This is a genomic window from Streptomyces sp. NPDC007162, from assembly GCF_040634175.1.
Taxonomy (GTDB): Bacteria; Actinomycetota; Actinomycetes; order Streptomycetales; family Streptomycetaceae; genus Streptomyces.
The window spans coordinates 12,998-31,001 of record NZ_JBEYFC010000041.1 but is presented as its reverse complement, the minus strand read 5'-3'; the positions used below and the strand labels follow the sequence as shown (position 1 = coordinate 31,001).

The 18,004-nt window shown below is 71.0% G+C and carries 15 protein-coding genes; 5 read left to right on the top strand and 10 right to left on the bottom strand.

The features are described from left to right. Nucleotides 1–104 precede the first annotated feature (104 nt). The gene (locus ABZ646_RS07590) at nt 105–2,630 is read left to right on the top strand and encodes an ATP-dependent Clp protease ATP-binding subunit (protein WP_132889358.1); all 2,526 of its coding nucleotides are present in this window, start codon (nt 105–107) and stop codon (nt 2,628–2,630) included. Nucleotides 2,631–2,702: 72 nt separating this feature from the next. Here ABZ646_RS07590 and ABZ646_RS07585 read toward each other — a convergent pair whose 3' ends face one another. Continuing rightward, nucleotides 2,703–3,305 carry an HAD family acid phosphatase gene (locus ABZ646_RS07585; RefSeq protein ID WP_360514089.1) on the bottom strand — a complete coding sequence of 201 codons (603 nt, stop codon included), beginning with the start codon at nt 3,303–3,305 and terminating at the stop codon, nt 2,703–2,705. A 507-nt stretch (nt 3,306–3,812) separates the two neighbouring features. Here ABZ646_RS07585 and ABZ646_RS07580 point away from each other — a divergent pair. Further along, nucleotides 3,813–4,364 (top strand): M23 family metallopeptidase, encoded by a 552-nt coding sequence (locus ABZ646_RS07580; protein ID WP_360514087.1) that lies wholly within the window; start codon nt 3,813–3,815, stop codon nt 4,362–4,364. Here the strand turns inward: ABZ646_RS07580 and ABZ646_RS07575 are convergent. Beyond that, nucleotides 4,361–4,960, bottom strand: a complete 600-nt coding sequence (locus ABZ646_RS07575) for a TetR/AcrR family transcriptional regulator (protein ID WP_360514084.1) — start codon at nt 4,958–4,960, stop codon at nt 4,361–4,363. The two genes, ABZ646_RS07580 and ABZ646_RS07575, sit on opposite strands and share 4 nt — an antisense overlap. A 160-nt stretch (nt 4,961–5,120) precedes the next feature. On the opposite strand from ABZ646_RS07575, the gene ABZ646_RS07570 reads away from it, so the two are divergent. Further along, nucleotides 5,121–6,719 carry an MDR family MFS transporter gene (locus ABZ646_RS07570; protein WP_360514081.1) on the top strand — a complete coding sequence of 533 codons (1,599 nt, stop codon included), beginning with the start codon at nt 5,121–5,123 and terminating at the stop codon, nt 6,717–6,719. Between the two features lie 194 nt (nt 6,720–6,913). Here ABZ646_RS07570 and cseC read toward each other — a convergent pair whose 3' ends face one another. The 5 genes from cseC to ABZ646_RS07545 form a co-directional block, all read right to left on the bottom strand. Next, entirely contained in the window at nt 6,914–8,284 is a 1,371-nt protein-coding gene (cseC, locus tag ABZ646_RS07565) for a two-component system sensor histidine kinase CseC (RefSeq protein ID WP_360514078.1), read from the bottom strand. An 11-nt stretch (nt 8,285–8,295) separates the two neighbouring features. After that, nucleotides 8,296–9,000 (bottom strand): two-component system response regulator CseB, encoded by a 705-nt coding sequence (cseB, locus tag ABZ646_RS07560; protein WP_360514075.1) that lies wholly within the window; start codon nt 8,998–9,000, stop codon nt 8,296–8,298. Between the two features lie 39 nt (nt 9,001–9,039). Continuing rightward, nucleotides 9,040–9,705, bottom strand: coding sequence for a hypothetical protein (locus tag ABZ646_RS07555; protein WP_360514072.1), 666 nt, complete (start codon nt 9,703–9,705; stop codon nt 9,040–9,042). Continuing rightward, a complete protein-coding gene (locus ABZ646_RS07550) occupies nt 9,693–10,232 on the bottom strand; it encodes a SigE family RNA polymerase sigma factor (protein ID WP_360514069.1) in 540 nt (179 codons plus the stop codon). Before ABZ646_RS07550 ends, ABZ646_RS07555 begins: the two co-directional genes overlap by 13 nt. A 281-nt stretch (nt 10,233–10,513) precedes the next feature. Beyond that, entirely contained in the window at nt 10,514–11,389 is an 876-nt protein-coding gene (locus ABZ646_RS07545) for an A/G-specific adenine glycosylase (RefSeq protein ID WP_360514067.1), read from the bottom strand. A gap of 191 nt (nt 11,390–11,580) precedes the next feature. Here ABZ646_RS07545 and ABZ646_RS07540 point away from each other — a divergent pair, with 191 nt between their 5' ends. Beyond that, nucleotides 11,581–12,429: a hypothetical protein gene (locus ABZ646_RS07540; RefSeq protein WP_360514064.1), complete on the top strand. Its 849-nt coding sequence runs from the start codon at nt 11,581–11,583 to the stop codon at nt 12,427–12,429. Between the two features lie 84 nt (nt 12,430–12,513). On the opposite strand, the gene disA is transcribed toward ABZ646_RS07540, so the two are convergent. Next, nucleotides 12,514–13,638 carry a DNA integrity scanning diadenylate cyclase DisA gene (gene disA, locus ABZ646_RS07535; RefSeq protein ID WP_360514061.1) on the bottom strand — a complete coding sequence of 375 codons (1,125 nt, stop codon included), beginning with the start codon at nt 13,636–13,638 and terminating at the stop codon, nt 12,514–12,516. Between the two features lie 80 nt (nt 13,639–13,718). Continuing rightward, complete coding sequence (gene radA / locus ABZ646_RS07530) at nt 13,719–15,128, bottom strand: DNA repair protein RadA (RefSeq protein WP_360514058.1); 1,410 nt, start codon at nt 15,126–15,128, stop codon at nt 13,719–13,721. 207 nt (nt 15,129–15,335) lie between these two features. On the opposite strand from radA, the gene ABZ646_RS07525 reads away from it, so the two are divergent. Further along, nucleotides 15,336–17,027 carry a hypothetical protein gene (locus tag ABZ646_RS07525; RefSeq protein ID WP_360514054.1) on the top strand — a complete coding sequence of 564 codons (1,692 nt, stop codon included), beginning with the start codon at nt 15,336–15,338 and terminating at the stop codon, nt 17,025–17,027. A 48-nt stretch (nt 17,028–17,075) separates the two neighbouring features. Here ABZ646_RS07525 and ABZ646_RS07520 read toward each other — a convergent pair whose 3' ends face one another. Next, the gene (locus tag ABZ646_RS07520; RefSeq protein WP_360514051.1) at nt 17,076–17,942 is read right to left on the bottom strand and encodes a hypothetical protein; all 867 of its coding nucleotides are present in this window, start codon (nt 17,940–17,942) and stop codon (nt 17,076–17,078) included. Nucleotides 17,943–18,004: the final 62 nt, after the last annotated feature.

Genomic DNA, 18,004 nt, shown 5'->3' with positions numbered 1-18,004 from the left:
GTCGGCAGTTGGAATGAGCGGTCCCCGCTTGCGGGACTAAGCTGCGGAAGGACAGGGAGGGGAAGTTCCCCCCACTGCCTGACCGCTCTGAGGAGCGATTAACGATGTTCGAGAGGTTCACCGACCGCGCGCGGCGGGTTGTCGTCCTGGCTCAGGAAGAAGCCCGGATGCTCAACCACAACTACATCGGCACCGAGCACATCCTCCTGGGCCTGATCCACGAGGGTGAGGGTGTCGCCGCCAAGGCCCTTGAGAGCCTCGGGATTTCGCTCGAGGCGGTCCGCCAGCAGGTGGAGGAGATCATCGGCCAGGGCCAGCAGGCCCCGTCCGGGCACATCCCCTTCACCCCCCGTGCCAAGAAGGTCCTGGAGCTGTCGCTCCGGGAGGCCCTTCAGCTGGGCCACAACTACATCGGCACGGAGCACATCCTGCTCGGCCTGATCCGTGAGGGCGAGGGCGTCGCCGCCCAGGTCCTGGTCAAGCTGGGCGCTGATCTCAACCGGGTGCGGCAGCAGGTCATCCAGCTGCTCTCCGGCTACCAGGGCAAGGAGACCGCCACCGCCGGCGGCCCTGCCGAGGGCACCCCCTCGACGTCCCTGGTCCTCGACCAGTTCGGCCGGAACCTCACCCAGGCCGCTCGCGAGTCCAAGCTCGACCCGGTGATCGGGCGCGAGAAGGAGATCGAGCGGGTCATGCAGGTGCTGTCCCGCCGTACCAAGAACAACCCGGTCCTGATCGGTGAGCCCGGCGTCGGCAAGACCGCCGTCGTCGAGGGCCTCGCCCAGGCCATCGTCAAGGGCGAGGTGCCCGAGACCCTCAAGGACAAGCACCTCTACACCCTGGACCTCGGTGCCCTGGTCGCCGGCTCCCGCTACCGCGGTGACTTCGAGGAGCGCCTGAAGAAGGTGCTCAAGGAGATCCGCACCCGCGGCGACATCATCCTGTTCATCGACGAGCTGCACACGCTGGTCGGTGCGGGTGCCGCCGAGGGCGCCATCGACGCGGCTTCCATCCTGAAGCCGATGCTGGCCCGCGGTGAGCTGCAGACCATCGGTGCCACCACCCTGGACGAGTACCGCAAGCACCTGGAGAAGGACGCGGCCCTGGAGCGCCGCTTCCAGCCCATCCAGGTCGCCGAGCCGTCCCTGCCGCACACGATCGAGATCCTCAAGGGTCTGCGTGACCGGTACGAGGCCCACCACCGGGTCTCCATCACGGACGAGGCGCTGGTCCAGGCGGCCACTCTGGCCGACCGCTACATCTCGGACCGCTTCCTGCCGGACAAGGCGATCGACCTGATCGACGAGGCCGGTTCCCGGATGCGCATCCGCCGGATGACCGCGCCGCCGGACCTGCGCGAGTTCGACGAGAAGATCGCCGCCGTCCGCCGGGACAAGGAGTCCGCGATCGACTCGCAGGACTTCGAGAAGGCCGCCTCCCTGCGCGACAAGGAGAAGCAGCTCCTGGCCGCCAAGGCCAAGCGGGAGAAGGAGTGGAAGGCCGGCGACATGGACGTCGTCGCCGAGGTCGACGGCGAGCTGATCGCCGAGGTCCTCGCCACGGCCACCGGCATCCCGGTCTTCAAGCTGACCGAGGAGGAGTCGTCCCGCCTGCTGCGCATGGAGGACGAGCTCCACAAGCGGGTCATCGGCCAGGTCGACGCCGTCAAGGCGCTGTCGAAGGCGATCCGCCGTACGCGTGCCGGTCTGAAGGACCCGAAGCGCCCTGGTGGCTCGTTCATCTTCGCCGGTCCGTCCGGTGTCGGTAAGACCGAGCTGTCCAAGGCCCTCGCCGAGTTCCTCTTCGGTGACGAGGACGCGCTGATCTCCCTCGACATGTCGGAGTTCAGCGAGAAGCACACGGTGTCGCGTCTCTTCGGTTCGCCCCCCGGCTACGTGGGCTACGAAGAGGGCGGCCAGCTGACCGAGAAGGTCCGCCGCAAGCCGTTCTCCGTCGTTCTCTTCGACGAGGTGGAGAAGGCCCACCCGGACATCTTCAACAGCCTGCTGCAGATCCTGGAGGACGGTCGCCTGACCGACTCCCAGGGCCGGGTCGTGGACTTCAAGAACACGGTCATCATCATGACGACCAACCTCGGCACCCGGGACATCTCCAAGGGCTTCAACCTGGGCTTCGCGGCCTCGGGTGACACGAAGACCAACTACGAGCGCATGAAGAACAAGGTCCAGGACGAGCTCAAGCAGCACTTCCGGCCCGAGTTCCTCAACCGCGTCGACGACGTGGTCGTCTTCCCGCAGCTGACGCAGGAGGACATCCTGCGGATCGTCGACCTGATGATCAGCAAGGTGGACGAGCGCCTGAAGGACCGGGACATGGGCATCGAGCTCTCCCAGTCCGCCAAGGAGCTGCTGTCCAAGAAGGGCTACGACCCGGTGCTGGGCGCGCGTCCGCTGCGCCGCACGATCCAGCGCGAGGTCGAGGACACGCTCTCGGAGAAGATCCTCTTCGGCGAGCTGCGTCCCGGCCACATCGTGGTCGTCGACACGGAGGGCGAGGGCGACACCGCGACCTTCACCTTCCGCGGCGAGGAGAAGTCGGCACTCCCCGACGTCCCGCCGATCGAGCAGGCGGCCGGCGGAGCCGGACCGAACCTGAGCAAGGAGGCGTAGCCCTTCCGGGGTGAGCCGATGACAGGGCCGGTGCTTTTCGAAGCACCGGCCCTGTCGCGTGCGTGGCGCGGACTACGACAGCTGGCCGTCGTAGTCCGGCAGCTTGAACGTCCTGTCGGCGTGGCCGCCCGAGAGGTCGGTGGCGCTGTTGCCGATGTTCGCGATGATGTCGTAGCCCTTGTCCTCGATGGCGACGCGCCGGGCGGTCTTGTAGGCGGCGACGTCCTTGAAGAGGTCGAGGAAGCCGCGGACGTAGAGGCCGGAGACGCGGTAGCCGTCGTACTCAAGGTTGTACTCGGTGGGCAGGTGGACGATCCCCGGGCGGGCCGTCACGAAGAACAGCTCGACGCCGTGCTGCTGGGCGTACTCGGCCACCTTCAGGACCGGCTTGTTGGCCGGCTGGGGATAGCTGAAGCCGAAGTCGGTCTCCAGCGTGGTGTTGTCGATGTCGAAGACGATCGCCTGCTTCTCGCCCGGCTTCGCGGCGGCGACGCGGCTCTTCAGATACGGCAGGGCCTGGTCCATCACGGTCTGGCAGTCCTGCTGCCAGGTGGCGTGGTCGACCGTGGTGGAGGCGCTCTCCGGCACGGCCTGGGCCGGCGCGGCCGTGCCGGCGAGCGCGGCCAGCAGGACGGCGGTGACGGACATGCGGCGGGCCCAGGTGCCTGTAATCATCGGTGGCGGTGTCCTCTCACGTCCATGGCGATGTCAGGTGCATGATGAGCGGACCAGGTGGCGCGAGAGGAAGCGTAGGGTTACCGATGGGTAGGAAGCTGGAGGTGTGACCGGTGGGGCCCATCAGTCTGAATGCCGGCTTGTGTCGAACGCCGCTGGTCAGCGTGGTGCCCGTCACATTTGGGCGGGTGTGGATCTCGGTGACTGGTGACATACCGCACGGGCGAAATGTCGGGTACTAGCGGAGATAGTGGGACCTGTGGGCGAGGTGAAGGGGCTCGGCGCCCGGAGGTGGCAGGGGTGTGACGACGTCGGGGTGGGGTCGGGCGGTCGGGGGGTCTGTCAAGAAAGGGTCATGTGTGAGGGCGGATACTACGAAGTGCCGTAGACGGGACGTTTGAGCAGCGGGCGGTGTCCGGGTTACCAAGGGATGGCCCACCCGGTGCGCGGCCGGCGAGAGAGCCGGTGCGCCGGTGGGTTCCCTGTTGCCTACCCCACGAGGTTCCGATGTCCCTGCGCGCCGCTCTCCGTGCCCCCCGTCCGTCCTCGCTGCGCAAGCGTGCCGCCGTTCTGGCCGCCGGTGCCGCGGTGACGGCGGTCGTGGGGTCGGGTGTCGCGTCGGCTGCCACCTCCGGCGCCGCCGCCTGGGTCGACCCGGTGAAGAAGTACACGCTCTCCGCGACCTTCGACCAGGCCGGTGGCATGTGGACCGCCCGGCACAGCGGCCAGGACTTCGCCGTGCCCACCGGCACCGAGGTCGCCGCCGCCCACGGCGGCACCGTCGTCAAGGCCGGCGGCAACGGCGCCGGCGACGGCCCCGCGTACGGCAACGCCGTCGTCATCAAGCACGCCAACGGCCAGTACTCGCAGTACGCGCACCTCTCCCGCATCGACGTGAGGGTCGGGCAGGTCGTGAAGACCGGTCAGCACATAGCCCTGTCCGGCAGCACCGGCAACTCCACCGGCCCGCACCTGCACTTCGAGATCCGCAAGACGCCGAACTACGGCTCCGCCGTCGACCCGGTCGCCTTCCTGCACGCCCAGGGCGTGACCGTCTAAGCGGGCCGGTCAGAACCTTGGTGGGCCTGGGTCACCAGGTCCATGGCGACCTCCAGAACCGCTTCCCGCTTCTTCTGGAGGTCGCCCTCGATGTCCTGCAGCACGAACATGCCGGCGTGCAGCGTGAACATCGCGCTGACGCAGCGGACCTGGTCGGTCAGCGGTGCGTCCGGGTCCATCAGGATGTCCCGCAGGCCGCGCATCCGGTCCTTGAAGGTGTCACCGATGCGCAGCTCCCGGACCGTCGCCTGGTTCTCCTGCATGAACCGGAACAGGGGTTCCGCGTCGCCGAGCGCCTTGCTGTAGCGCCGGACGATCTCCTGTTTGGTCTCCAGGGTGTGCGGCTGGTCCTTGCCCCACTCGATCAGGTCGCTGATGGGCTGCGTCAGATCCTCGAAGACGCCGACCAGGATCTCTTCCTTGGTCTTGAAGTGGTAGTACAGGGCTGCCTTGGTCACGTCGAGGCGCTCGGCGATCTCCCGCAGGGAGGTCTTCTCGTAGCCCTGCTCGGCGAAGAGTTCGAGCGCCACGTCCTGGATGCGCTGGCGGGTGTTGCCGCGGCGCTGCTGCTTGGTGCCGTCCATGGTGACGCCCATCCTCTTACTCCTCGCACTCCCGCGAAACATCGTCCCGCCGGACGCCGTCGTCCGCCCCGGGAAACTTACTTGACGCCCGGCTAGTTACAGGTCTACCTTCCCAGTGTAGTGAACTAGCCGGGCGGCAAGTAAGTACCTGCCGCCAGGGGGAGTGGGAGAGATGGCGGACACCCAGGCGGCCGTGACCGGCCAGGAGACTCCGGGGGCACCGGAGACGGCGGAGCAGCCGGAGAAACAGCCGAGGAGCGTACGGGTCGTACTGCTCGCGCTCATGATCGCGATGATGCTCGCGATGCTCGACAACATGATCGTGGGCACCGCGATGCCGACGATCGTGGGCGAGCTGGGCGGCCTCGAGCACCTGTCGTGGGTGGTGACCGGGTACACCCTGGCGACCGCCGCGGCGACCCCGATCTGGGGCAAGCTCGGCGACATGTACGGGCGCAAGGGCGCCTTCATGACCTCCATAGTCATCTTCCTGATCGGCTCCGCGCTCAGCGGAATGGCCCAGAACATGGGCGAGCTGATCGGGTTCCGGGCCGTTCAGGGGCTCGGGGCCGGTGGTCTGATGGTCGGTGTCATGGCGATCATCGGTGACCTGATCCCGCCCCGCGAGCGCGGCAAGTACCAGGGCATGATGGCCGGCGTCATGGCGCTCGCGATGATCGGCGGCCCGCTGGTCGGCGGCACCATCACCGACAACTGGGGCTGGCGCTGGGCCTTCTACATCAACCTGCCGCTGGGCGTGATCGCGCTGGCCGCCATCAGTGCCGTGCTGCACCTGCCGAAGAAGCGGAACAAGACCCGCATCGACTACCTCGGCGCCGGTCTGCTGACCCTCGGCATCACCTCCATCGTGCTGGTCACCACCTGGGGCGGCTCCGAGTACGCCTGGACGTCCGCGCGGATCATGGAACTGATCGCCATCGGTGTCGTCGCGCTCGTCGGGTTCGTCTTCTGGCAGACCAAGGCCGCCGAGCCGGTGCTGCCGCTGCACATCTTCCGCAGCCGCAACTTCACCCTCATGTCGATCATCGGCTTCATCGTGGGCTTCGTGATGTTCGGCGCCACGCTCTTCCTGCCGCTCTACCAGCAGTCCGTGCAGGGCGCGTCCGCGACCAACTCCGGTCTGCTGCTGCTGCCGATGCTCGGCGCGATGCTGGTGACCTCGATGGTCGCCGGCCGGGTCACCACCAACACCGGCCGCTACAAGATCTTCCCCCTCGTGGGCGGTGTGCTGCTGGCCGTCGGGCTGTACCTGCTGTCCACCATGGACACCGGCACCACCCGGTTCACCTCCGGGCTGGACATGGCCGTCGTCGGCCTCGGCATGGGCTGCCTGATGCAGATCACCATGCTGGTCGCGCAGAACAGCGTCCAGATGAAGGACATGGGCGTCGCGTCCTCCTCCACCACCCTGTTCCGGACGCTCGGCTCCTCCTTCGGTGTCGCGATCATGGGTGCGGTCTTCAACGACCGGGTCAAGCACGTCATGTCCGAGCGGGGCGGCGCGATGGCGGCCAAGGCCACCGAGAAGTCCGCCTCGCTGGACGCGGCGAGCCTGGCGAAGCTGCCCGCACCGGTGCGCGAGGCCTACCAGCAAGCGGTGTCGGCCGGCACGCACTCGGCGTTCCTGCTGGGCGCCGTGATCGCCGTGGCGGTGCTGGTCGCGGCGGTGTTCGTCAAGGAGGTGCCGCTGAAGAGCGGGCCGGCCGTCGACGAGGAGACGGCGCCGATCCAGTTGGCCGAGGCCGTCTGACGACACTGCTCACCGACGTCTGACGACGCTGCTCACCGACGCCGGCCGGCTGGTTCCCCAGCCGGCCGGCGTTGTCAGTACCGCGTGCCACCATCGGCCTCATGGACGACTGCGTCGGCGGCGTGCCAGGGACGCCCTGGACCGGGACCGGACGGACGTCCGCGCCTTGGAGGAGGCGCACGGCGAGGTGCCCGTCAGGGGTGCCGGGAGCGGCTTCCCGCCTGGGCCGGTCCCGGGAGCATCGGATAGCTGCCGGTGGCCGTCGGGGCGTGTTCGGGGAGCCACAGGACGGCCACCGCACCCTCCGCCGGAATGTGCGCGGGAGCCCCGGCCGGGCGGATGTTGCGGAAGGTCAGACGGGCGCCCAGCACCCGCGCCTGCCCGGCCGCGATGGTCAGCCCCAGGCCGTGCCCCTGGCCCGCGCGGTCCGCGCTGCCGGTGCGGAACCGGCTCGGCCCCTCCGCGAGGAGTTCCTCGGGAAAGCCGGGGCCGTGGTCGCGGACCCGGATGACCCGGCCCTCGACGGTCACCTCGATCGGCGGCCTGCCGTGCCGGGCCGCGTTGGCGAGCAGGTTGAACAGCACCCGCTCCAGCCGCCGCGGATCGGTGGTGACCTCCGACTCGTGCACCACCCGCACCTCGATCGCCGGGTCCTTCGCCGCCACCCGCCGGGACACGAACTCGCCCAGCAGGATGTCCTGCAGCTCGGCCCGCTCGGAGGCGCTGTCCAGCCGGGCCACCTCCAGGACGTCCTCGACGAGGGTGCGCATCGCCTTCGCCCGGTCCAGGACCAGTTCCGTCGGGCGGCCCGGGGGGAGGAGCTCGGCGGCCGTGAGCAGCCCCGTCACCGGCGTACGCAGCTCGTGCGCGATGTCGGCGGTCACCCGCCGCTCGGCCTCCAACCGCTGCTGCAGCGCGTCCGCCATGGCGTCCACGGCGCGCGCGAGATCGTCGGTCTCGTCCCGTACGACCCCGCCGATGGCCTCCCGCACCCGCACGTCCGGCTCGCCCTGGGCGACCTGGTTGGCCGCGGCCGCCGCCTTGCGCAGCCGACGCGAGAGCTGCCCGCCGATCAGCACGCCGAGCGCGCTGCCGCCGAGGACCACCGCGATGGAGCCGATGACGAGGGCCTGGTCGAGATCCTTCAGCACGTTGCTGCTGCGGTTCGGGAAGGTGCCGTGCAGGGACAGCACCCGCCCGTCCTTGGCCTGCACGGCTGCCCAGATGTCCGGCGCACCGCTGCCGTGGTCGATGACGTCGGTCGCCCGGCGGCCCGCGTCGACCTTGTCGCGCAGGGCGTCCGGCAGCAGCGGGTCGTTGACCTTGACGTCGGGGAAGTTCGCCCGGCCGAACAGCTCGTAGTTGCGCTGGGCGATCTGCAACCGCTCGTTGGCGAGGTCGCGTGCGTTGTCCAGCATCGAGACCCGGGCCGCGTTGTGCACCACCAGGCTCAGCGCGATCGCGACCAGCGCGCCGACCAGCGCGATGGCCGCGCTCAGCTTCCACCGGAGCCCGGTGCGCAGTCCCGGGCCGCTGTGCCGGATGTGTCTGGTGAACCCCCGCATGGCCGCCTCGCTCAGGCCTTCAACTTGTAGCCGAAACCGCGGACCGTCTCGATCCGGTCCTGACCGATCTTCGTGCGCAGCCGCTGCACGTGCACGTCGACGACCCGGGTGTCCCCGCCCCAGCCGTAGTCCCAGACGCGTTCGAGCAGCTTGTCGCGGGAGAGCACGGTCCCCGGTGCCGAGGAGAACTCCAGGAGCAGCCGCATCTCGGTCGGGGTGAGCGCGACCGGCTGTGCGGCCCGGCGCACCTCCATGCCCTCCGTGTCGATCTCCAGATCGCCGAAGGTGAGCAGACCGCCGGTCACCGGCGCCGCGTCCTCATGCGGCTTCTCGCCGCCGCTCGCGTGCCCGAAGCGGCGCAGCACCGCCCGGATCCGGGCGACCAGCACGGCCCCGTCGAACGGTTTGGTGACGTAGTCGTCGGCGCCCGCCTCCAGGCCGAGGACCACGTCGATCGAGTCGGCGCGCGCCGACAGCATGATCACCGGCACGGTGGACTCGTCCCGGATGCGCCGGCACAGGCTCACCCCGTCCAGGCCCGGGACCATCACGTCCAGCAGGGCGATGTCGGGCCGGTCCGCACGGAACGCATCCAGCCCCGACAGCCCGTCGGGCATGGCGGTGACCGCGAAGCCGTCCCGCTCCAGGGCGAGCTGCGTGGCCTCGCGGATGACGTCGTCGTCCTCGACGAACAGGACGTGGGTCTGGTCTGCCATCCGGCTCTCTCGTGTGGTCGTTGTGGGGTGGGGGCCGGGTCAGCCGGCGGCGGTCGGGTCCTCGGTGGCGTCGCCGCCGGCCGCGTTGCCGTAGTCGGTGTGGTGGAAGTCCTCCTGGACGAAGCGTCCCGAGGTCCAGCGGTAGGTGATCACGTTCTCGCCCGAGGGACTCGACACCGGGTCCCCCTTCTCGTACACCTGCTTGGTCACGCTCAGGTCGCCCTTGTCGATCTCCGCGTAGACCGGGGACTCCTCGGCCTTGAAGACATTCTTGTACGAGCCGTCCTCCCTGCGGTACACGTACGCCCCGACTCCCACCGCGTCCCCGCAGGTCAGCACGTTGACGACGACGTCGTCCAGCTGGCCTCCGGTGAGATCGCCGTAGGTCACGTCGACCGGGTACTCGGTGCCCGCACAGGGTTTGAGGTCCCGCTTCACGGTGGCCGAGACCGCCGGGTCGGCCTTCACCAGGGCGACCGCGTCGACCTTCTCGTAGGTCTGCGACGGGTTGGGCGAAGGGGCCTTGGCGGCCGGGGCGCGCTCGACCGAGTCGGAGTGGGCCGGCCCCTCGTCACGGGCGCCGGTGCCGCCGGTGCCGCAGGCCGCGGCGAAAAGGGCGACGGCGGCGACCACGGTCGCCGCCGTGATCACCGCCTGTGCGCCCGCCGGGCCCCTGTCGGGCCCCGCGTCGGTCAGGCCGCGCAACGCTCCTGCTCCTCACGCTCCAGCGCGCGTGCGTCGAGATCGCGGGACTCCAGCTCCTCGCGGAGCCGGGCGAGCGCCCGGTGCAGCGTGCTCTTGACCGTTCCGGCCGACATGCCGAGGGCGGCGGCCGTCTCCTCCGTGGACATCTGCTCCCAGTGTCGCAGCACCACGACGCTGCGCTGCTTCGGAGCCAGAACCTTCATGATGTCCATAAGGAGAGCGCGGTCCGCGTGCTGCTCGGTGGAGTCGTCCACGCAGGCGTCGGGCATCTGCTCGGTCGGGACCTCTTCCAGCTTGCGGGCCCGCCACCACTCGGTCCGCGTGTTGATCATGACCCGGCGCAGGTAGGCGTCCGCGAGTTTCTTGTCGGCGATGCCGTCCCACCGGCCGTACGTCCGTACCAGCGCGGTCTGGAGCAGGTCCTGGGCGTCCGTCGGGTCCGGGACCAGCCGGCGGGCGCTGCGCAGCAGCGCGTCCTGCCGGGTGCGGACGTACTCCTCGAATCCGAGCACCTCGCCCTGCGCCATGATCAACCGCCTCCCGATCCCCGTTTTCCCCGGCCCTCGGCCCCTGAGTTCCTGCTCTGGTCACTGCTGTCCCGCGGTCCTGGCGGGCACAGAAACGAAGCTACGGACTCGTTGTCACGGGGCTGTGCGGACCAGCCTGCGGGTAGCAATCGGCTGTCCGTCGGTTGTGTAACGGAAGTAGGTTCGGGGTAAGCGGGCAGGGGTCTATGCCCGGTTACCAGGCGATTTGCCCAGTGGTCGGGGCCGTAACACAGCCCCGGCCGCTGTGATGTGGCTGTGTGTCAGCCCAGCGGAAGCCGGTACAGGCCGCCCGCGAGCGGCTCCACCAGTCCGTCCGATACCAGCCCGTCCAGGGCGCGCGCCCGCTGCACCGGCTCGTGCCACACCCGGTCGAGCGCCGTCTGCGGCACGGGGGCGTGCGCCTCGCGCAGTACGGCGAGCAGCTTGCCGCGCACCTGCCGGTCGGTACCGGCGTACGTCTGCCCGCGCCGCGGCGGCCCCTCGTGCTCCGGCTTGCCGGCCAGCCGCCAGGCGCACTGCGCGGCGATCGGGCACCGCAGGCACGTCTCGTTCTTCGCCGTGCACACCAGCGCGCCCAGCTCCATGGAGGCGGCGGCCCAGCGGGCCGCGGTCCGCTCGTCCGCGGGCAGCAGCTCACGGGCGAGCTTGCGCTCGGCGGCGGTGGTGGCGTTCGGCGGGTACTGCACCCCGGTCACGGCCCGCGCGAGCACCCGCCGCACGTTCGTGTCCAGCACGGCGTGCCGCTGCCCGTACGCGAACGACGCGACGGCCGCGGCCGTGTACTCGCCGATCCCGGGCAGCGCGAGCAACTGCGCGTGGTCGGTGGGTACGTCGCCGCCGTGCCGTTCCGTTATGGCGACCGCGGCGCCGTGCAGCCTGAGGGCACGGCGCGGGTAGCCGAGCCGCCCCCAGGCGCGGACCGCCTCACCGGGCGCCTCCGCGGCGAGGTCGGCGGGGCGCGGCCAGCGGGCCAGCCACTGCTCGTACACCGGCAGCACGCGGCTGACCGGCGTCTGCTGCAACATGAACTCGCTGACCATCACACCCCACGGGCCCGCTTCCGGGCGGCGCCAGGGGAGGTCGCGGGCGTGGGTGTCGAACCAGGCGATCACAGGGGTGTGCAGCTTCTCAGTCATGGCCCTTCCGATCCTGCCACGTCCCGCGACGGCCGGGGCGGACGTGGTGGGTGACGAGGCCGGGGTTGACGGCGTCGAGGACGAAGAAGAGCCGGACCGACGGAAGTTGCCGGAATGATGATCCGGAAAAGTTGAGGTTCGGGCGGCGGGTGGGGCGAGGAAGTACTTGGATCTCTCGTACAGTTTGCGCCGTGGGATCTCTGCGCAATCCGGTCGGGCCGCTTCCCTCCTCCATCTACTGGCGACGGAGGGCCATCATGCTGTCCGCGGTCGTCGTACTGGCGCTGCTGATCGCATGGATCGTGACGTCGGGCGGCGGGGGCGGCAGGAAGGGCGCCGACGGATCCAACGGCAAGAATCCCGTGTCCACGATCACGCCGGGGCCGTCCGGCAGCGGCCCCGCGATCAGCCAGGCCCCCGGCGGCCGGGACGAGTCGAGCGGCGGCGGGTCGGGGTCCGGGTCCGGATCCGGCAGCGGTGGCACCGGCTCGGGTACGGGCGACGGGAGTTCGGGCGGTACGGGGGGCGGATCGACGTCGGGTTCGTCCGGTACCGCCGGTTCCTCGGCCGGCCCGGGCGACGACGTGACCTCCGGCTCCGGCGGTACGGTCGCCTCGCTGCCGGGGTCTTCCTCCCTCCCCAACTGCACCGCGGGCACCGTGTCGTTGACCTTGAAGAGCCTGCACAACTCCTACTCGCCGGAGCAGACGCCGACCTTCGAACTCGCCGCGAAGAACACCTCGTCCAGTGACTGCAAGATCGATCTGGGCCCGAAGAACGCGGTGTTGACGATCACCGCCTCGTCCGCGGACAACAGCTACTGGTCCTCCGCCGACTGCCCGACGGCGGCGGGGAGCCGGTGGTACCGGGTGCCGGCCGGCAGCAGCATCACGTACACCCTGAAGTGGGACCGCAAGCCGAGCGCGGCCCAGTGCGCGACGCCCCCGGCAGGATCGGCCGGCGCGGGCACGTACCTCCTGCAAGCGGCGGTCCCGGGCTACGCGAAGGCCCAGGCGTCGTTCGTGCTGTCGGCGGACTAGGGGCGCCGGGGGAGGAACTGCGCGAGCAGCCCCCACCGGCCCGCGGCCGCCGTATACCGCAACCGCCAGAACTACCAGGCGAAATCAGACATACCGCTCAAGAATCGAAGACTCGGCCAACCGCGACAACCCCTCGCGCACACTTCGCGCCCGCGCCTCCCCGACCCCGTCCACCGTCTGGAGGTCGTCCACACTCGCGGCGAGCAGCTTCTGCAGCCCGCCGAAGTGCTCCACCAGCCGGTCGATGATCGCCCCCGGCAGCCGCGGCACCTTCGCCAGCAGCCGGAAACCGCGCGGCGACACCGCCGAGTCCAGCGCCTCCGGCGACCCCGTGTACCCCAACGCCCGCGCCACGGTCGGCATCTCCAGCAGCTCCGCATGGCTCAGGGCGTCCAGCTCGTAGAGTGCCTCGTCGACCGTGCGGGACCGCTTCGCCGTCGGCTCGGGCACGTAGTCCCGGACCACCAGCTCACGCTCGGGCTCGACCCCCGCGATCAACTCGTCCAGCTGGAGTGCCAGGAGCCGCCCGTCGGTGCCCAGTTCGACCACGTACTCGGCGATCTCCGTGGCGATCCTGCGGACCATCTCGAGGCGCTGGGCGACGGCGGACACGTCCCGGACCGTCACCAGGTCCTCGATCTCCAGCGCCGACAACGTCCCCGCGACCTCGTCCAGGCGGAGCTTGTACCGCTCCAGGGTCGCGAGCGCCTGGTTCGCGCGGGAGAGGATCGCCGCCGAGTCCTCCAGGACGCGGCGCTGCCCGGCGACGTACAGGGCGATCAGCCGCATCGACTGGGAGACCGAGACCACCGGGAAGCCGACCTGCTTGGAGACCCGGTCCGCCGTCCGGTGCCGGGTGCCCGTCTCCTCCGTGGGGATCGTCGCGTCCGGTACGAACTGGACCCCCGCCCGCAGGATCTTCGACAGGTCGGAGGAGATCACGATCCCGCCGTCGAGTTTGCACAGCTCCCGCAGCCGGGTCGCCGTGAACTCGACGTCCAGCACGAAGCCGCCCGTGCACATCGCCTCGACCGTCTTGTCGAAGCCGAGCACGATCAGCCCGCCCGTGTTGCCGCGCAGGACCCGCTCCAGGCCGTCCCGCATGCCGGTGCCCGGAGCCACGGCGCTCAGCGAGGCGCGCATCAGGCCCTCGGAACCGGCACTCCCGCCGGACTTTCCGGGAGCCGATGCCCGGTCGTTGGCTGCCACTGCACTCCTCCGGTCGCAGGTTCTGAGGCGCTGCCGCACCCGCACTCGGTTCGTACGGACGGGCGAGACCAGGGCAAAGTCTACCGGCGCTCCTCCGCCTCCCGTGGGGCCTCCCGGCGACGGGAGCGCGGCAGCACCCGCAGCGCGTCCCCCATGTCGGCGACCTCCAGGACCTTCATGCCCGGCGGGACCTTGCCGGGATCGCCCGGTACGAGCGCGTGCGTGAAGCCGAGCCGGTGCGCTTCCGAGAGCCTGCGCTGGACGCCGGTGACCCGTCTGACCTCGCCCGCGAGGCCGACCTCGCCGATGGCGACGAGGTTCTTCGGGAGCGGGGTGTCGCTGGCGGCGGAGGCCAGGGCGAGGGCGATGGCCAGATCGGCGGCGGGCTCGGAGAGCTTCACCCCGCCGACGGTCGCGGAGTAGATGTCCCGCTTGCCGAGCGCGCTGATCCGGCCGCGCTGCTCCAGGACGGCCAGCATCATCGAGACCCGGGAGGTCTCCAGACCGGAGGTGGTCCGGCGCGGGGAGGGGATCTGCGAGTCCACCGTGAGCGCCTGGACCTCGGCGACCAGCGGGCGGCGGCCCTCCAGGGTGACCGTCAGGCAGGTGCCCGGGACCGGTTCGGCGCGCCGGGTCAGGAAGAGTCCGCTCGGGTCGGTGAGACCGGTGATGCCCTCGTCGTGCAGTTCGAAGCAGCCGACCTCGTCGGTGGCGCCGTACCGGTTCTTGATGCCGCGGACCAGCCGCAGGCGCGCGTGCCGGTCGCCCTCGAAGTGCAGGACGACGTCCACCAGGTGTTCCAGCAGCCGCGGTCCCGCGATCGCGCCGTCCTTGGTGACATGGCCCACCAGGAGCGTCGACATGCCCCGCTCCTTGGAGGCGCGGATGAGGGCGCCGGCCACCTCCCGCACCTGGGCCATGCCGCCGGGCGCGCCGTCGATCTCCGGGGAGGCGACCGTCTGCACCGAGTCCAGGATCAGCAGCGACGGCTTCACCGCGTCCAAGTGGCCGAGGACGGCGGCCAGGTCGGTCTCGGCGGCGAGGTAGAGGTGGTCGTCGATGGCGCCGATGCGGTCCGCGCGCAGGCGGACCTGGCTCGCGGACTCCTCACCGGTGACGTAGAGCGTGCGGTGCTCGTCGCTCGCCGCCTTGGCCGCCACGTCGAGCAGGAGCGTGGACTTGCCGACGCCGGGCTCGCCCGCCAGGAGTACGACCGCGCCGGGGACCAGGCCGCCGCCGAGGACCCGGTCCAGCTCGGGCACGCCGGTGGTGCGGGCGGTGGCCTGACGGCCGTCGACCTGGCCGATCGGCACCGCGGAGGTGGTGACCCGGCCGGGCGCCGTCGTACGGACCGCGGGCGTGCCGTACTCCTCGATCGTCCCCCAGGCCTGGCACTCGGGGCAGCGACCGAGCCACTTGGCCGTCTGCCAGCCGCACTCGGTGCAGCGGTACGACGGGCGGTCCTTGGCGGTCTTGGTACGGGTGGCCATGCGGAAACCGTAGCCCCCGCCACCGACAACGGGGCCGGGGTGGCCCCCGTGACAGGTGTGGGTGGACCGGTCCCGGCCATGCCCCGTCGGGAACGAGCCGCGGAATCGCGGCCTCCTGTCCCCTATTGAGGGATCGTTTCACCCGTACGGATTAAAAGTGCTCAAGCCGCAAGAAGGGACGTTACGCCGCCGCCTACGGTCGCACGGGTGATGAGCAGCATGCCGGAGACCTCGACCCGCACGACCGGTGCACACCGGGCGCACCGGGAGGCGCGCGCGGCGCGCGACCGTACGGCGGCGCGCGCGCTGGCGCAGCGACCGCCGGCGCGCTACGAGCCGTACCTCGACGGGCTGTTCACCTACTGCCTCTCGGTGCTGTGCGACCACGACGCGGCCACCGCCGCCCTCGGGGACGTCCTCGCCCTCGCCGAGCGGCGCGGCCAGCGCGCCCCGCAGGCCGCCGGGGACCGCAGGGCCTGGCTGTACGCACTGGCCCGCTGGGCCTGTCTGCGCGGGCTGGCCCAGGCCAAGCAGAAACGTCAGGCCACCCACGCGGCGGGCCGCCACGTCGCACCCGACCCGCAGGCACCCGCCGACGGCCAGGAGCAGCGGCGCCGCGAACTCGCCCAGCTCGCCTGGCCCGAGGCGGCCGGCACCACCCCCGAGCAGCGCGAGGCGCTCGAACTCGCGGTACGCCACCACCTCACCGCCGAGGAGGTCGCCGCCGTCCTCGACATGGACCTCGCCGGCGCCCGCGAACTGCTCGCCTCCGCCGCCTGCGAGGTCGAACGCACCCGCGCGGCCCTCGCCGTCGTCGAGACCGGCGGCTGCCCCAGCGTGTCCCACCTCACCGGGGACAGCCAGCTGGTGCTCAGCAGCGCCCTGCGCCGCGAACTGGTCCGGCACGTCGACGACTGCCCGCGCTGCCGCCGCACCGCCGAACGCGCGGCCCCCGGCCGGTGGCCCGGCGCCATGACCACACCCGCCGAGCTGCCCGTCCTGGAAGCGCCCCGCGCGGCCCTGCACAGGGCGATGGCGCACCAGCCACGCGCGCGCGGGGCGGCGCTCCCGCGCTTCGACCGGCGCGGCTTCCCGATGGACCCCAAGGACCGTGCGGCCCGTCGGGACCGGCTGCGCGCGCGTGCCGTCACGACGACCGTCGTGGCGACGGTGGTGGCGGCGCCGGTGCTCGCCCTGTGGGCCGCCTACCGCGGCTCGCCGACGGGGGAGGGGCACGACGGGCCGTCCGCGACCGCGCGGGAGGCCGCGGGCTCCGGCGTCCTGGGCGGTGACGGGGCCGGCGGCGGGGGGTACGAGAACGCCGGGAACGCCGGACCCGGGCCGCGCGTCGGCGAGGGCCGCAAGGCCGACGTGTCGGTGGAGGTGCTCAGCGTGCTGGGGGCCGACCGGAAGCAGGCCGGCGCGGGGCACCTCACGGTGACGGCCGAGAACGACGGCGACACGACGGTGGTCACGCTCGCGGCGGGCGGGGACGCGGCGGTGCGGTGGTCGCTGTCCACCTCGACGGGCTGGCTGTACTTCTCCCGGTCCTCGGGAACGCTGCGGCCGGGCGAGTCGGTCACGGTCAAGGTGTACGTCGATCATCTGCGGGAGCCGTCCGGGCACTGGAGCGCGCGGGTGGCGGTGGCGCCGGCGGGGGCGGTGGTGTCGATCGACGGGTACGGGTCGGCTCCGCCGTCCCGCCGGGGTCCGAAACCGACCCCTCCGGGGTGGCCGACACCGACGGTGTCCGCCCCGACGCAGCCGTCACCGCCGGTCAGCGAGCCGCCGACGTCGAGCGGGCCGACCCCGACGCCGACCGAGTCGGACAGCGGCGGCCCGACAGGATCGCCTTCACCGACACCCCCCGACAGCGGGACACCCCCACCGACGCCGTGACGCCACCGGACCGGCCCGTTCACCCACCGGCCCGTTCACCCACCGACCTCAGTCCAGAGGATCCGCCGGGTGCGGGGCCAGCAACGGGAGCAGGCCGGACAGGCGCTGCTCACAGAGTTCCACCAGGCGGTCGTAGCCCGCCTTGCCCATCAGCTCGGTCAGTTCCGGGCGGTAGGAGACGTACACCGGGTCGCCCGCACCGTGCGCCGACGTCGCCGACGTGCACCACCAGTGGAGGTCGTGGCCGCCGGGACCCCAGCCCCTGCGGTCGTACTCGCCGATCGAGATCTGCAGGACGCGCGTGTCGTCGGGGCGGTCGATCCAGTCGTAGGTCCGGCGGATCGGAAGCTGCCAGCAGACGTCCGGCTTGGTCTCCAGCGGCTCCCGGCCCTCCTTCAGGGCCAGGATGTGCAGCGAGCAGCCCGCGCCGCCCGCGAACCCGGGACGGTTCTGGAAGATGCACGAGCCGTTGAAAGGACGGGTCTGGCGGGAGCCCTCCTCGTCCTCCGAGACCCAGCCGTCCCGCGTGCCCTCGGCATGGTGCTGCCAGATCTCCGGCGTGAGCCTCGCCACATGCCCGGCGACCCGCTTCTCGTCGTCCTCGTCGGAGAAGTGCGCGCCCAGCGTGCAGCAGCCGTCGTCCGCGCGGCCCGCCTGGATGCCCTGGCAGCCGCTGCCGAAGACGCAGTTCCAGCGGGACGTCAGCCAGGTCAGATCACAGCGGAACACCTGCTCGTCGTCCGCCGGGTCGGGGAATTCCACCCACGCGCGCGCGAAGTCGAGACCCTTCTCGTCCTCGGCCAGGGCCTTCTTCGACAGCTTCGGCGTCTTCGACGGCCGCGGCGGCTTCACCCGCGAAGGACCCTCGGCTGATTTGGCGTCCTTGTGGTCCTTCGTCTTGTTCGTCTTTGGCACCCGTCCAGGGTAAGTCGCCGAAGGCGCCGGCGGGGACTGCTCAGCACCCGCGGTCAGCGGCG